Annotated in this window: 17 protein-coding genes and 1 pseudogene; 15 read left to right on the top strand and 3 right to left on the bottom strand. The window is 43.6% G+C overall.

From position 1 onward, the window contains the following. The first annotated feature begins 196 nt into the window (after positions 1 to 196). The 3 genes from LOSG293_RS08385 to LOSG293_RS08375 all read left to right on the top strand — a co-directional run bounded on the left by LOSG293_RS08385 (position 197) and on the right by LOSG293_RS08375 (position 2,837). Positions 197 to 937 carry a phytoene/squalene synthase family protein gene (locus tag LOSG293_RS08385; RefSeq protein ID WP_235786838.1) on the top strand — a complete coding sequence of 247 codons (741 nt, stop codon included), beginning with the start codon at positions 197 to 199 and terminating at the stop codon, positions 935 to 937. 177 nt (positions 938 to 1,114) lie between these two features. Then, positions 1,115 to 2,161 (top strand): ABC transporter permease, encoded by a 1,047-nt coding sequence (locus LOSG293_RS08380; protein WP_034529260.1) that lies wholly within the window; start codon positions 1,115 to 1,117, stop codon positions 2,159 to 2,161. A gap of 4 nt (positions 2,162 to 2,165) precedes the next feature. Then, positions 2,166 to 2,837: an ABC transporter ATP-binding protein gene (locus LOSG293_RS08375; RefSeq protein ID WP_034529257.1), complete on the top strand. Its 672-nt coding sequence runs from the start codon at positions 2,166 to 2,168 to the stop codon at positions 2,835 to 2,837. A gap of 103 nt (positions 2,838 to 2,940) precedes the next feature. On the opposite strand, the gene LOSG293_RS10000 is transcribed toward LOSG293_RS08375, so the two are convergent. Then, positions 2,941 to 3,078, bottom strand: coding sequence for a hypothetical protein (locus LOSG293_RS10000; RefSeq protein WP_160171720.1), 138 nt, complete (start codon positions 3,076 to 3,078; stop codon positions 2,941 to 2,943). Between the two features lie 87 nt (positions 3,079 to 3,165). Further along, on the bottom strand, positions 3,166 to 3,747 hold the full coding sequence (locus tag LOSG293_RS08370; protein ID WP_003685528.1) for a recombinase family protein: 582 nt from the start codon (positions 3,745 to 3,747) through the stop codon (positions 3,166 to 3,168). Between the two features lie 395 nt (positions 3,748 to 4,142). Here LOSG293_RS08370 and LOSG293_RS08360 point away from each other — a divergent pair, with 395 nt between their 5' ends. From LOSG293_RS08360 to LOSG293_RS08305, 12 genes are all read left to right on the top strand, one after another. Then, a complete protein-coding gene (locus tag LOSG293_RS08360; RefSeq protein WP_003572070.1) occupies positions 4,143 to 4,859 on the top strand; it encodes a nitroreductase family protein in 717 nt (238 codons plus the stop codon). Positions 4,860 to 4,960: 101 nt separating this feature from the next. Then, a complete protein-coding gene (locus LOSG293_RS08355; RefSeq protein WP_152551127.1) occupies positions 4,961 to 5,059 on the top strand; it encodes a type I toxin-antitoxin system Fst family toxin in 99 nt (32 codons plus the stop codon). 225 nt (positions 5,060 to 5,284) lie between these two features. Continuing rightward, positions 5,285 to 6,046 carry a serine hydrolase domain-containing protein gene (locus LOSG293_RS08350; RefSeq protein WP_081919940.1) on the top strand — a complete coding sequence of 254 codons (762 nt, stop codon included), beginning with the start codon at positions 5,285 to 5,287 and terminating at the stop codon, positions 6,044 to 6,046. Between the two features lie 131 nt (positions 6,047 to 6,177). Then, positions 6,178 to 6,321 (top strand): helix-turn-helix transcriptional regulator, encoded by a 144-nt coding sequence (locus tag LOSG293_RS08345; RefSeq protein WP_081919939.1) that lies wholly within the window; start codon positions 6,178 to 6,180, stop codon positions 6,319 to 6,321. A 517-nt stretch (positions 6,322 to 6,838) separates the two neighbouring features. After that, complete coding sequence (locus LOSG293_RS08340; protein WP_152551126.1) at positions 6,839 to 7,531, top strand: response regulator transcription factor; 693 nt, start codon at positions 6,839 to 6,841, stop codon at positions 7,529 to 7,531. Then, positions 7,521 to 8,939: a sensor histidine kinase gene (locus LOSG293_RS08335; RefSeq protein ID WP_034529251.1), complete on the top strand. Its 1,419-nt coding sequence runs from the start codon at positions 7,521 to 7,523 to the stop codon at positions 8,937 to 8,939. Before LOSG293_RS08340 ends, LOSG293_RS08335 begins: the two co-directional genes overlap by 11 nt. A 189-nt stretch (positions 8,940 to 9,128) precedes the next feature. Continuing rightward, positions 9,129 to 9,269, top strand: coding sequence for a teichoic acid D-Ala incorporation-associated protein DltX (locus LOSG293_RS08330; protein WP_081919938.1), 141 nt, complete (start codon positions 9,129 to 9,131; stop codon positions 9,267 to 9,269). 33 nt (positions 9,270 to 9,302) lie between these two features. Further along, positions 9,303 to 10,808 carry a D-alanine--poly(phosphoribitol) ligase subunit DltA gene (gene dltA, locus LOSG293_RS08325; RefSeq protein WP_034529250.1) on the top strand — a complete coding sequence of 502 codons (1,506 nt, stop codon included), beginning with the start codon at positions 9,303 to 9,305 and terminating at the stop codon, positions 10,806 to 10,808. Continuing rightward, positions 10,805 to 12,010, top strand: a complete 1,206-nt coding sequence (gene dltB, locus LOSG293_RS08320) for a D-alanyl-lipoteichoic acid biosynthesis protein DltB (protein WP_034529248.1) — start codon at positions 10,805 to 10,807, stop codon at positions 12,008 to 12,010. The genes dltA and dltB overlap by 4 nt, the downstream gene beginning before the upstream one ends. Positions 12,011 to 12,258: 248 nt before the next feature. Next, positions 12,259 to 12,501, top strand: a complete 243-nt coding sequence (gene dltC, locus LOSG293_RS08315) for a D-alanine--poly(phosphoribitol) ligase subunit DltC (protein ID WP_034529246.1) — start codon at positions 12,259 to 12,261, stop codon at positions 12,499 to 12,501. After that, a complete protein-coding gene (gene dltD / locus LOSG293_RS08310; protein ID WP_034529243.1) occupies positions 12,498 to 13,739 on the top strand; it encodes a D-alanyl-lipoteichoic acid biosynthesis protein DltD in 1,242 nt (413 codons plus the stop codon). The genes dltC and dltD overlap by 4 nt, the downstream gene beginning before the upstream one ends. Before the next feature lie 159 nt (positions 13,740 to 13,898). Then, positions 13,899 to 14,228 carry a hypothetical protein gene (locus LOSG293_RS08305; RefSeq protein ID WP_054645793.1) on the top strand — a complete coding sequence of 110 codons (330 nt, stop codon included), beginning with the start codon at positions 13,899 to 13,901 and terminating at the stop codon, positions 14,226 to 14,228. A 54-nt stretch (positions 14,229 to 14,282) separates the two neighbouring features. Here the strand turns inward: LOSG293_RS08305 and LOSG293_RS08295 are convergent. After that, positions 14,283 to 14,519, bottom strand: a pseudogene (locus LOSG293_RS08295) (helix-turn-helix domain-containing protein); the annotation flags it as partial. Between the last annotated feature and the right edge of the window lie 266 nt (positions 14,520 to 14,785).

Below are 14,785 nucleotides of genomic sequence, written 5' to 3'. Positions count from 1 at the left end.
TTTCCAGGGTTCAAATAAGTTATTAATCGCGATTAATGATTTATTTGAGCTGTGGAAGGTAAACGCGGTTCTGAATATCTCTTAAAATCTGTCTCAAATATTGACTTCAATCCACAGTGTGCATCCTGGTGCTGGAGTACCTATCGTTATTACTAGTGGAGAATTGACCGCGAAAGAAGTAATGAGGGACTTTTAAATGGTAACTATTCAAAAAATACCAAATAGCGTTCTTGAAATTTTTTCGAGTAGTCAAGCAGCAATTAAACAAAATTCATCATCATTTTATTTTGCTTTTTCAAAATTAGACAAAGATCAAGCTTATAGCATCTTTGTCATCTATGATTATTTACGTCAAATTGATGATGCTGCTGACAACCATGACAGAATAACATTTAATAAATTAATTTTTTGGTGGGAGACGGCTTGTAATACCAATAATATTGTAATTAACAAAACATCAAACATTGCTGATAAAGTAGCCTACGTTTTTAATCATTTCTCTATAGATCCCAACCTAATGACTGATATGATTGAAGGACAACTTCATGATCTCAATCATGTTGAAATTAACACACTATCAGAATTAGAAAATTACTGTTATCAAGTAGCAGGAACTGTAGGATGCATGGTTTTTTGTATACTTTCTAGAAACTCTATTGAAAACAATCGTAAGGCAGTAATAAACGTGGGAATAGCTCTTCAGTTAACTAATATTTTAAGAGATGTACATGAAGATGCTATGGCGGATAGATATTTCATTCCAAAGCAACTGCTATTAAAATATGATATCCAAAAACAAGTTTTGTTAGAGAGTAAACCTGATATTCAAACACAATCTTTGTTGCAATATTTAGCAAGATTAGCACTTTCCAAGTACGCCGAAACTGATGTGATTACTAATCAGATTTTAGATAGAAAAGGCAAAGTAGCATTATAACTATCCATTAATGTCTACAAAAAGATCCTAACAAAATTAATGAAAAATAACTTCGTTGATTTATCAAAAAGAGTATATGTGACACCCCAAGAAAAATTACTATTACTATTAAAAACCTTTTCAAAACACATTAAGTGATATATTAATAATAAATAGAATTAATAAAAGGAGATTATTATGTTTTTAGCTATTAAAGAGATGCTACATGAAAAATTGCGTTATAGCCTAATAGTGGCACTTATATTTTTAGTAAGTTATCTTTTGATTATTCTTACTGGTTTAGCCACTGGTTTAGCTAACCTAAACAAAGCGGCAATTAACGAGTGGGATGCTTCAAGTATTGTCTTAAATAGTGATTCTGAAGGACGTTTACAACAATCTTTTCTTTCACAGGATGAGGTTGCTAGTTTACCCAATAATGGAACCAGAATTTCACAGTATAGTACACTTGTAAAATCAGAAAATGGATTAAAAGAGAATACTCAATTAGTAGGTCTTGATTCCAAATCGTTCATATTTAAAAAATTGAAAATAACAAGTGGTAGTAAAAATATCCGAAACAATGCCGGCGTCGTATCGGATAAATTCAAAAGTGATGGATTCAAAATCGGTGACCACTTGTTAGTTGCTAATTCATCATTGAGGATTAAAATTACAGGTTTTACACCCAGGGCAACTTTAAGTGCTCTTCCCGTGGTTTATATTTCACCAGACACTATTCAACCACTGAATAAAGGTGTAACAAATGCTGTGGTATTCAAGAATAAGTTAGAGAATTCAAAAATACCAAAAGGGACCAATCAATTGAGCATTAGCTCATTTATTAAAAAATTACCTGGATATAGCGCACAACAACTCACATTCGACTTCATGATTGCTTTTTTGTATATTATTATTCTAATTGTTATTTCAATTTTCTTGTATATTCTGACTGTTCAAAAATTACCCAACTTAGGTGTCTTGAAGGCGCAAGGAGTCTCAACGCAATATCTTATTTTGAGTACGTTATTTCAATCATTTATTATTTCAGTTATTGGCGTTATTATAGCCATTATATTAGGTGAAATAACAGCTATTACGTTACCCAGCGAGGTACCCATTGTCATCGATAAAAGTAATATTATTGTAACTGGAATCGGTATTATTATTATGTCCTTGTTAGGTGCACTGATACCTATTCGTCAAATCGCCAAAGTTGATCCTTACAAAATTATTGGAGGTTAATTTCATGTCAAATCTAATTTTTGAATCGGTGACAAAAGTTTTTGGAGAAGGGAGTAGTAAGTACGTAGCGCTGGAAAATATTAATTTTAAAGCAGAAAGTGGTCAGCTTATTTTAGTTGTAGGGCCATCAGGATCAGGAAAAACTACATTTTTGACTATAGCCGGCGGGCTGCAGACACCAACTGAGGGTGACGTAAAAATAAATGACAGCACAATTAAAAGTTTATCCGAAAAACAGCAAACAAAATTAAGATTGGAAAAAATAGGATTTGTTTTACAATCTTATAACTTAGTTCCATTTTTAACGGTTGAAGAACAGTTTAAATTAGTAGATAAACTAAAAAAACAAAATTTAACTGAACAAAAAATGCATGAACTTCTATCTGATTTAGGACTTTTAGAACTCCTAAAAAAATATCCTAATCAACTTTCTGGTGGACAAAAGCAACGTGTGGCAATTGCTAGAGCATTATACACTGATCCTGACTATATCTTAGCGGATGAACCCACAGCCGCCTTAGATACGGATAGATCTATGAAAGTAATCGAGTTACTCAGAGATTTAGCACATAAGAGAAATAAAATTATTATTGTAGTTACTCATGACTTAAGGTTAAAAAATACGGCAGACAAAGTTTATCAGATAATTGATGGTAAGATGCAAATGATAAATTAGCTACTGTCTTAATTTTACTTGAAAACATATTAAATTTATGAATATCTAATACCACATCTAAATGCTCAGAAGTCAATAAATTGGACTATTTTTAGTCAGTTAATTAGACAACTGGAAATTGACGGTTCAGCACATTTTCTTGGATGTAGGTTTCTTGTTGCTCTCGTCGGTTATGTTTCTTGGCATGTACGGTTGTCCGCACGTTCTTCGCATTCATGACGTGAGTAATCAATGCGACCAACTTCCAGTAGCATCATTTTTAAGTATTTGTTATTTTACGCCTGTTTCAGGGCTTCTAATCTATTCTGATTATCTCATGTAAACCGGTTCAATGCACATCGAATTTCTTTCGGTATCTGATAAAGGTTGTCCGTTTAATCCCGGTATTACGGGCAACATCTACATCACTCATGCCCGTCTGGTAAAGTTTAAAAGCATGTAGTAAACGGGGATCATCTTCGGCATATTGAGGTTTCCGACCATGATATTTACCCTGCTGTTTAGCGAGGGCAATCCCTTGTTGCTGCCGTTCAATGATCCGCTTACGTTCGCTTTCAGCTTGATATTTATACAGTTCAATAATGAGATTCGTCATGAGCTGGCGTAAATTAGGATCCGCAATCCCTGTCATGGACGGCAAGTTTAACACATCTAGGGTGGCCCCCTTATTTTGAATGGTGTTCATGATCTTAGTTAAGTCCTGGTTGTTTCGGCCTAAGCGATCTAATTCAGTGACCAGGACAATATCACCCTCGCGAACATAGGCGAGCATTTTTTGCAGTTCTGGTCGATTGGTGTTGGCCCCACTCAATTTATCTGTGAATAGCTTATCAACGCCCTTTAAAACAGCTAGCTGCCGATCTAAATGTTGTTCCTTGGAACTCACGCGAGCATAACCGATTTTAGCCATTGTCAGCACTTCCTTTTGGACAGTTCTAATGAACATTTATAATTCCTAGTATAGCACAGGACCAAAAATGACCACTAGGGTATACCCTAATGGCCGTTAAGCATTCCTTATTAAAAATTACTTTTAATATAACTAGCCACATTTTCTTTATCTGGAAATAAAGTAGCCTGATTTATTTCGCGCGTTTTAAAATCAAGTTAGCCACTTTTATTACAAATTTGGGATAATAAATCTTCAGCATTTGCCTCAGTAACACGAGTGATGGTGATCGCCATGGCATTGGGCCTCCTTGAATTTGCCTTGAGCTTACCTTGCTGACGACGGTATTGCAAGACCACGAATTCTTTCCTTACATTAGCTAAAACTTCGACTATAATTATTTTGGAGGCGATTACATGTTTTTAGATCATCGAACCATTCGCAAATTTTCCACGCAACAAGTTGACCCGCAATGCTTGAACCGCCTGATCACTGTGGCCCAACATACTGCAACCTCACATTTCTTGCAGTCTTTTAGCATTATTCATATCACCGATTCCGCACTGCGTTCACAAATCGCCGCCATCAGCCACCAAACTTATGTCGATGGCAATGGTGAATTATTGATTTTCGTGGCGGATCAATACCGCGCCGACCTATGCGCCGACCACCCTAACCAACTCAGCTCAACGGATAAATTTATCCAAGCCGCATCGGATACTTTATTGGCGGCAGAAAACCTCGTCGATGCCGCTGAAAATCAAGGGTTAGGAACCGTGATTTTAGGCAGTATCCTCAATGATCCAAAACAATTGATCTCCCTGCTTCACCTACCGAACCTCACCTTCCCGATTTGTGGCGTGATTGTCGGCTATCCCGATCAAAAACCAAACTTCAAGCCGCGCATGCCGCAAAGCTTAATGAGCTTCGACAATACTTATCACTTACCTGACGACTGGAAAACGCAACTAACAGATTACGACCACGTGATTCAGCATTACTATGCGACCCGCGATACCAATCAGCGCGAAGAAACCTTCTCCCATTTGTTAGCTAACGGTGCCGCCCATACGCCGAAAAAGCGCAGCGAACTACTCGATGCCTTGCATCAACAAGGGTTCTGTTTGAAATAACAGGATAATAAATCGATTCATCTTTTAATTTTAATTTGTGTCTTGTCAAGTGTCATGCGACAATCATCTCTAGGCAGCTGCCTCCAAAGGGGGTGTTGTCTTTGTTGAAGGATCTATTCACAGTCGTTGTCGGCCCTGTGGTGGTCGGGGTTATCATTGAGTTGATCAAACATTGGCTGGACGCTTTAGATGACGATTAGCCAGCTGCCAACCAGACCCACACGCCTGAAATAAGGTGCAAAAAAATCCCCACTTCATGCAGGAAGTGGGGATTTGTGTTGTCTTGTTGAATCGATTTATTCACAAGTTCATCATACCATGACCCGACAGTTCACGCAACTCGTCTTCAGTTACGGCGTACAATACCCCCTAGGATTCACACTTTTATTATTTAAAGTGTCAACCCTAAGGGGTATTGTACGGGGATCTTGGCCCAACAGTTGAATGCCAACAAAGTGCAATTCACCACGCCGTTGGCACATTTTTACCCGCGATTTAAGCCGGCGCCCCAGTTGACGGTGGCCCATGCCTTGCACATGACCTCTGGGTTAAGCACCAAGGCCACCTTGCCTGGCAAAACGGATCAGGCGGTTTTGGCCGCTAATTCACGGCAGCTTACCTACCAACCGAAAAATTTTGGTAAATTTCAATACACGCCAGTGAACTATGTGTTGTTGGCCGGCATTAGTGAAAAGCTGACCCACCGCAGCTACCGGCAGTTATTTACCAGCACGTACATCAAGCCGCTGGGGTTAAAACAGACCCGCTTTGCGGCTACTTTAGGCCACACGCCATTAGCGGCCCAGGGTTATTACGCCAAGGATTACCACCAAAAACAGTTAACGGTGGCCAAGCCGAATCTGGACCTGATTCGCGGCGAGCTTGGAACAGGCCAAGTGTTCATGTCGGTGCTGGATTTGTACCACGCTGAACAGGCCTTGGTCAATGGCAAGATCACCGGCGCTAGTCGTGATCTGTTGTACGTGAAAAAAGGTGTTTACAGTGGTGGCTTTTACGTGAAGCAGCCGTATTACCAAGCCAATGGTACTGGTTATGGTTATAACGACAGCATTGCCATTAGCCACAACGGCCAAAACGCGGTATTGTATTTAAGCAATGTGCAAACCAACAATCGTCATCAGCTGTTAACGGCAGAACGCAAGTTAATGGTGAAATATGGGCACTAAGGCTTATAAGTGACAACCTGCAAATGAAAGGTTTGCCGGTTGTTTTTTTATTGAAACTGTCGAATGAGTTTGATCTAAAATATAGCCTTTATTTTACGATAAGTATTCAATCGTGAAGCGAGGTTCAGCCAATGGCGCATTCAGTTTGGGTGTGGCGTAAGGCATTGGAAATGGCCCAGACGGCGCTAGGGGACCTGATCAAGGTGACTCGGCAAACTATTAACACCATTGAAAACGCCAAGGATGATCCGTCATTGGCGTTAGCGTTTAGATGAGCGCGTACCTTGGCCATGGCTGACTTGTTTCAAGATTAGGCTTAAGGGGGCGTGTTATCAATTTGGAGGAATCCATGAGAAAGCCATCCTGGTCAGGTTTTCGCTCAGACCTTCAAACGCGATGAGCCAGGGAGCATCCGAAGGGCTGGCAAATCGTGAGGCCATCAAGTCCGATTTAGTTGTTGACTAATACAAGGCACTTGTCACATGCTAAAGCGCAGTCGATTTTCGTCGCTGCGCTTTTTGCTTGGCCTGATTATTAAAAGGGGGTCGTGGGCAAACACTGAATTTAAGCATTGCGAATCCATGAACGGTTTTCCGAAAAATTAATTAAGTCTGTCACGAACGCGCTTGAATCAATGTCGGCCGTTATCGATCTTGGAATCGTCGTATTGTCAACCAGAACAATTGTTTGTTGATTCGTTAAGATTCCGCAAACCCAGCAAAGTCAGTTACTGAAAATGGTATAATTTAAGCTGATTTTAAGTAACTTGTGTTAAAGAAAGAGGGATTTATGTTGGCAGAAACGATCTTGCTGGTGGAAGACGAAGACGGCTTGCGGACTTATTTACAGTCGGAACTGCAGTTTGAAGGGTATCAGGTTCTGACTGCCACAACTGGTATTGCGGCGTGGGACGCGTATCAGGCCCACCAAAATCAGTTAGCGTTGATGATTTTAGATTGGATGATTCCTGAATTAGACGGCCTTGAGGTCATGCGGCGGATCCGGCGCCATGATGACTTGCCGATTATGATGATGACGGCTCGGGATTACATTGGCGATAAGGTGGCAGGGTTGGATAACGGTGCCGATGACTATATTACCAAGCCGTTTGATATTGAAGAATTACTGGCGCGGATCCGGGTGATCATTCGCCGGAAACATCACAGCGCCAGCCAAAATTACCAAGTCGGCGATTTGGTGCTGAACACCAAGGCGTGGCAAGTACAGCGGGCTGGTAAAGTGGCTCAGCTGACCCAGCGGGAGTTTAGTTTGTTGCAGGTATTAATGCAACATGCAGGGGAGCCGTTAACGCGGGATGAATTGCTGGACCAAGTTTGGGGTGCTGATTATGAAGGGCAAACCAACATTGTGGATGTGTACATTCGTTATTTGCGGGCGAAAATCGATCTATCGGGCATGGCACCGCTGATCCACACCGTGCGAGGTGTGGGGTACATTTTACAAGAGGCGAAGCATGGCCGCTAAAGGGTTACAATCCAATACGCGCTTGATCACCCGGGCGTACGCCACCTTGCTGGTGACTTTGATGATCGTGATCAGTTTTGCCACGATCAGTGTCGTTGGCATTCATTTAGTCAGGTCTAAACAGGCCACGGCCAATCAATTGATCAGTACGCTGGAAAATTCATTTTCTGATTACAAGCCGGACTGGGATTATTGGCGGGATACGGCACCGGTTAACGTGCACAATACCTTTGTGCGGGTGAAAGTGGTGCATGCTGACAAGCCAAATCGGCGCTACTATTTACGAGGCACGGCGGATTTTTTAGCGGATCAATGGGAGTCGTGGCCGTTGTTACACAACATTCAGTATCGGCCAGATCAAGGGTTGTTTTACCATGAATCGGTGCGGGAACGCTACAATAAAAAAACGTGGGTGACCTATGATGTTTGGCTCAGCTTAAATAACATCATTGAGCTGTTTAAATTGATTTTGGTGATTGTGATCAGTACCACGTTGCTGGGATTTGTGGTGGGGATCTGGCTGATTTCTTGGTTGGCCAAACGCATTAACAAGCCGCTGGAAGAATTAACGGCGGATAGTCAGCAGATCGCCACCAGTGACACCGACTATCATCAAGAATTGCCGGTGTTTAATTCGTCCCGGGAAGTGCATGATTTGTCCTTGGCGTTTAATCATTTGTTACGGTCACTGAATGATCGCATTCGCCGTGATCATCAATTTGTGTCGGATGCGTCTCATGAATTGCGCACGCCGTTAGCGGCGATTCGCGGGCATTCGGAATTGTTGCGGCGGCATGCTAAGCAGCATCCGGAAATTATTCCTGATTCAGTGGCAATGATTGCTAGTGAAACCTTGAAAATGCAGCATTTAATTGAAAGTCTGCTGCAACTGTCGCGGATGGATCATACCACCTTTAAGTTGGCGGACTTTGATCTAACGGCCATGGTGCATCAAGTCACGGCAACATTTCAGGAACAAATACCCCAGGAATTGCTGAAGCAAGGGCCGGCCCAAGTGACGGCGTACGCCAATAATGAGCAGGTGGAACAGATTTTAGTGGCATTGTTGGAAAATGCTAGCAAGTATGCGCCTCAAAATAGCACCATTACGGTTAAAATACGCACCACCACTGACTGGGTCGACTTAAGCGTGTGTGATCAAGGGTGTGGCGTCAGTGATGATGACAAGGAAAAAATCTTTGATCGGTTTTATCGGGTGGACAGTTCGCGGTCGCAAAAAATTGCTGGAAGTGGCTTAGGGTTAGCGATTGCCCATCAATTGGCAACGTTGAATCATGCGCGATTAGTGGTGACTGACAATTTACCGCAAGGCAGTTGTTTTACGTTGGTGTTGCCGCGCAATCAGGCGGTGAGTGCCGCTAATCCTGGAACTTTAGAAAAGCTTTAATTGTTTTTAAGCTGGCATGATGGTTTCTAGAAAACCTATGAGATCAGCGGTTTAGCGCTTTAAATGAGATTTTTTCATTTAATTTTCAGCATTTATAAGTAGTTGGCGCGTTTGCAAATTCCTAAACTGGAATCATGCAAACGCGTTTTTTGTTTGCCAGAAAAAATGGAATTGAGGCGATCAACGCACATGCGTCAATTTTTCACCACGCATCCCTGGGCCAGTTTTACCTTATGCACCGCCATTTATGTTGTGATTATTTTAGCGCTGGTGTACCTTTACGGCTATTCAGGGGTCAGCAATAGCAAGTTTATTTATAACGAATTTTAAGCATATTTTGAATGATTAAGAAAGGCGCAGCCTATGAAATTAACGAATATTATCACGCAAATCGATATCATTGCCGGTGAGCACCCTGATTGGCCGGCCTATGACGCGCTAGGCACGGTGCACACTTACGGTGATTTAAAACAAGCGTCTGATGCCATTGCCTTGGCGATCTCCCAGCGGCATTTGGCCCGTACTCAACCAATCATGGTGTACGCCGACCAAAGTTTTATGACGGTGGCAGCCTTTTTAGGCTGTGTGAAGGCGGGGCATGCCTATATTCCCGTGGACACCCATTCACCCAATGACCGGCTGACCATGATCGAAAGCATTGCGCAACCGGGGCTGGTGTTGGCGGTACAACCATTGCCGATTACCTTAAAAACGCCAGTGTTCACCGCCGAGGCATTAGCGGTCTACTGTCGGGCCGATGCGAAAACGGTTGACTTTCAACCAGTGGTTGGGGCGGAAAACTTTTACATTATTTTCACATCAGGCACCACTGGTCAACCGAAAGGTGTTCAGATTAGCCACACCAACTTGTTAAGTTTTGTCAACTGGCTGACTGATTTCAAGTTGCCGGAGCGACTGCGCTGTTTGGTCCAAGCGCCTTATTCGTTTGACTTGTCGGTGATGAGTTTGTATCCCACTTTGGTCAACGGTGGCACGTTGGTGGTGTTACCGCGGTCGAAAACGCAGGACTTAGCGCAGCTGTTTCATTGGTTGCCATTGTTCAAATTAGACGTGTGGGTTTCGACGCCGTCCATGATGGCCATGTGCTTATTGGACCAAACCTTTAACGCCGCCACTTACCCACAATTGCAGCAGATCTTCTTCTGCGGTGAGGAATTAACCCCGCAATTGGCGCGGAAGATCTTAAAGCGTTTCCCAGACGTGGCCTTGTACAACACTTATGGGCCCACCGAAGCCACGGTGGCCGTTACGGCCGTGCAGATTACCCCGGCCATTTTGGACCAGTACCCACGTTTGCCTATTGGTTACGCCAAGCCAGACACTTGGATCAGTTTGCGGCCTGGCACGGAACAAGTTGACCACGGCCAAGCCCTAGGCGAGTTGCGACTTAGTGGACCTAGCGTTTCCAAAGGTTATCTCAATCGGCCGGACAAAACCGCCCAAGTGTTTAAAGCCGGTAGCTATGTCTCTGGGGATCTGGGCTACATTGACGCCCACGGCTTGATTTTCTATCGTGGCCGCACCGATTTCCAAATTAAAATGAATGGTTACCGCATTGAATTGGAAGAAGTCAATCATTTCTTAAACCAGTCTAAGTATTTGAAACAAGCGGTGGCAGTGCCGAAATATAATGCGCAACAAAAAGTCACCCAGTTGATTGCCTTTGCGGTACCAGCGGCTGGCCAAACGGGCACTAGCGCGTTAACCAAAGCGGTGAAGGCGGAATTAGCCGGCGTCATGATGGCCTATATGATTCCCCAACGGTTCGTTTACCGCTCCGAATTGCCGCTAACGCAAAATGATAAAGTGGCCATCAAACGCTTAATAAGTGAGGTCAATCCTGCATGAGTGCTTTTCAACCTTACGCCAACCCGCGTTACTTTGTGATGTTATTGGTGGCCTTGGTGCCGCTGATCATTGGGTTACTACGGGGACGACGGCACCGCAACTATGAAACTTTGGTGTCGCTGGTGTTTATTGTCCTGATTTTTGCTGGGGGCAAGTGGCATGAAGGGGTGGCCTTGATCGGCTACGTGTTGTGGCAATTATTGCTGGTCATGGGCTATACCCGTTATCGCCACAAAGCTAACCGTACCGGGGCTTACTGGACGGTGATCTTAGCCAGCATTGCCCCGTTGGTGGTGGTGAAAGTCACCCCCGTTTTCACCGTGCACCCTAGCTTGTTGGACTTTTTAGGCATGAGCTATTTAACCTTTAAAAGTGTGCAAACCCTGATCGAGTTACGGGATGGCACATTGCAACAAGTGGACCCGCTGTTTTTCTTGCGCTTCTTGCTATTTCTGCCCACCATTTCCAGTGGCCCCATTGACCGCTATCGCCGCTTTGCCAAGGATTACAATACCGTCCCAACCCGCGAACACTATTTAGACCTGCTTCAAAGTGCTGTGCACAAGCTGTTTTTAGGCTTTGCGTATAAGTTTGTGATCGGCTACTTTCTCGGTACCTTGTTATTGCCCAAAGTGGCCCACAGCGCTTTGGTTCACCATCATTTAGGAGGTGGCTTAGGCATTTCCTGGGCGCTGGTGGCATATATGTACGTTTATAGTTTGTATTTATTTTTCGACTTTGCCGGTTACAGCTTGTTTGCCGTCAGCTTGTCCCAGTTGATGGGCATTGACACGCCGCAAAACTTTAACCAGCCATTTAAAGCTAAGAACATTAAAGACTTCTGGAACCGGTGGCACATGAGCCTGTCCTTTTGGTTCCGAGATTTTATCTTTATGCGCGTGACGTTTGCGTTAATGAAGCACCGCGTGTTTAAAAATCGGATCCACGTGGCCCAAACCGCCTACCTGATCAACTTCCTCGTAATGGGCTTTTGGCACGGCGTTACCTGGTATTACATTGTGTACGGCCTGTTTCACGCAGGGGCCATCATTGTCAACGACATGTGGCTACGCTATAAAAAACGCCACCACTTGCCACACAACCGCGTCACCACAGCGTTGGCCATGGTCATCACCTTTAACGTGGTCTGCTTCAGCTTCCTGATCTTCTCGGGGTTTTTGAATACGCTGTGGTTTAAGTAAAAAAAGGCAATTTGAACCGGGTAGATCCTAAGCATTAACCTAGCTTATAAAAAAATCCTGGTTTTAGGATTTTTTTATAAGTGTAGTTAAGCGGAAGGGGCTGGCCCCAATTGCCGGATGCCACGCGCAGATGCCGTTGGCCCATGCAACCGTCCTACGGCAACAGCAGGCTGGAACGCTGTGAACACAAACATAAGATTTGTCATGTAAACCAAAATAATGAAAGAATCAGAAAGGAAGTATTTCATATGACTGAAGCTATTCAACAAACTGTTTTAGCAATTTTACAAGATTTAACTGGGGAGGACTTAAGTGAACGAATGGATGAAGATATTTTTGAAACAGCGTTGTTAGATTCTATGGACACGGTTCAAATGGTGTTGGCCCTTGAAGAACAGCTGGGGGTGGACATTCCAGTGTCCGAATTTGAACGGGACCAATGGGCAACAGTGACTAAAATTGTGGCGCAAGTTCAGGCCTTACAAGCATGAAAAAACGGTTATGGTGGATCTTCGGACCAGCGTTATGCGCTGGTTTGATCGTGCTAGGGTTGGTGGTGGTGCCGGTTCATTTTTCCACGGTGAAATCACATTCGCTGGCTACCGCCGCTGTTTCATTAAAGAAAAATGTGTTGGTGGGGGAGCGGCTGAAGGATGAAGCCGTGCAGCGCGATTATGTGCCGTTTATGGGGTCATCAGAATTGTCTCGGCTGGACGCTTTTCATCCCAGCGTGTTGGCTCAAAAGTACCACCGTCCCTACCAGACATTATTATTAGGCGGCCCAGGCACCCAATCGTTGGTGCAATACGCCGACAACCAAAGTTTATTGCAACAGTTACGCGGCCGGAAGGTGGTATTTATCATTTCGCCACAATGGTTCACCCCACAAGGTCAGCAGCCAGACGCCTTTGCCTACTATTATTCACCACTTCAAACCACGCGCTGGTTATTAGGCAAACGCGGTGGCTTGGCGGATCGGTATGCGGCCCGGCGTTTGTTGCAAATGGGCAATACCAAAGGCGGTGTTCATCAAGCCTTAATGAATGTTGCGGCTGGTCAGCCGGTACAAGGCCTGTTGCGCACCCGGTTACAAATTAGTTTACAGATTTTACAAAATGAAGAGGGCTTGTTCGGTCGGCATACCAGTGCTAAAAATCAAGCGAAAATCATGCAAAGCGCGGCTAAGTTGCCTTTTAAGGACAATCAGCACCAGTTGGCAACCTTGGCTCGGAATATGGGGGCCCAAGCCACCAATGGCAATCAATTTGGCATTCGCAATCACTTTTTTGACAAGCGTTTAGGCGGTGACAAACTAAGCGATTTGAAAGGGGCGCAAGCCAAATTCGATTATCGCCGGTCACCTGAATATAGCGATTTTCAGTTATTACTCACAGCGTTTGCAAAAAATCACGTTCAAGTTCAATTTGTGATCCCACCGGTGAACCAAAAGTGGGCCACTTATACAGGCTTGCGGTCAGGGATGATGACCCAAACGGTTGCTAAAATCAAAACGCAGTTGCACCAACAAGGCTTTATGCATGTGTTAGATTTAAGCCGCGACGGCAACCAACCTTACTTTATGGAAGATACCATTCATTTAGGCTGGCGAGGGTGGTTAAAAGTGGATCAAACAGTGAAGCCGTTTTTGGAACAGCGGCAGGCCCCACCGCAGTATCGGTTGAACGATCAGTACTTTACCAAAACTTGGCAACAGAAGCTCATCCATTAAAGGCGGCCAGCACGGCGCCTTTTTACTTTGTGAAAATTTAAACCTTTAACCATAGTTAAAGGCGGTGTCATCAGCGATACGAACTGGAAAATAAGCGCAGGTCGTCAATGGCAGTGATATTAGTGCGCATTTTAGGCGCTGGGGTTGCGCAAGCGTTAATTGGGGCGTTGGCGTTTTTTTGCCACAGATCAACAGGCCGAGGCCCGCAACTGGCAAGCCGAGTTTGAAGCAGCCGCGCATTTACGGTATGGTACTGATTATCAGTATGTGGGCTTAGACGTGAAACGACGTGCGGCGTGGCGACTGCCGCAGGGCGCTACTAAACATGGATCCTTTATGAGCTTGCCAGATGGCACCATTGATATTCAGAATCGGCGCCAGGTGTTGCAGTTTGTCAAATGGCAGATTGCAAGAAATAACTTGAACAAATTTAGTAACGCAGATCACGCAAAAAGATCTCAATCGGTGTTCGCCAATTTAAACATTTGAGTGGTTGGGAATTCAAATACCAGTTAATTTGAATCAATTCATCATCGGTAATCTCATCAATCGCTTTAGGTTAGTCGTTAAGATGGTTTTACGACCACGATGACTAAGTTTAACTTCATGGTCAGTTTGAGCCTTAACTGCGTGATACTCACCAGCTAAGCGATGAACCTCATTAAAGATAGTGGTTTTACTAAAGCCTAAATAATCGGCAATATATTGAAGTGAGTGCTTTTCATGATGAAGTGTTTCGATGACAACGCGGTCTTCAAATGATAAAATAGTGGTGCCCATAAAGGTCCTTCTTTCTAGTGGAATGTTGTGGTGACACCATTAAAGACCTTTATGGTTTTTTCTGTCCACTAATATGTTCAACTTAAATTTTACAATCTACCAAACATTAAAAAAGAAAAATCACTTTTTTTAGAGGAAAAAAGTGAACTCAATCTTCCAAATTTTAAAAGGCAAATTCTATAATTAATCCGAACAGAAATTAAAAAGCCCAAAGCAATCACTTACAATGGTAGTAGCTAATTCCAACCAATATAGGGAGTGATTAC

Origin of the sequence: Secundilactobacillus oryzae JCM 18671 (assembly GCF_000740055.1) — a bacterium.
In the GTDB taxonomy this organism is placed as follows: Bacteria; Bacillota; Bacilli; order Lactobacillales; family Lactobacillaceae; genus Secundilactobacillus; species Secundilactobacillus oryzae.
Note: the sequence above shows the minus strand (reverse complement) of the source record. Positions and strands in the feature narration are given on the sequence as shown.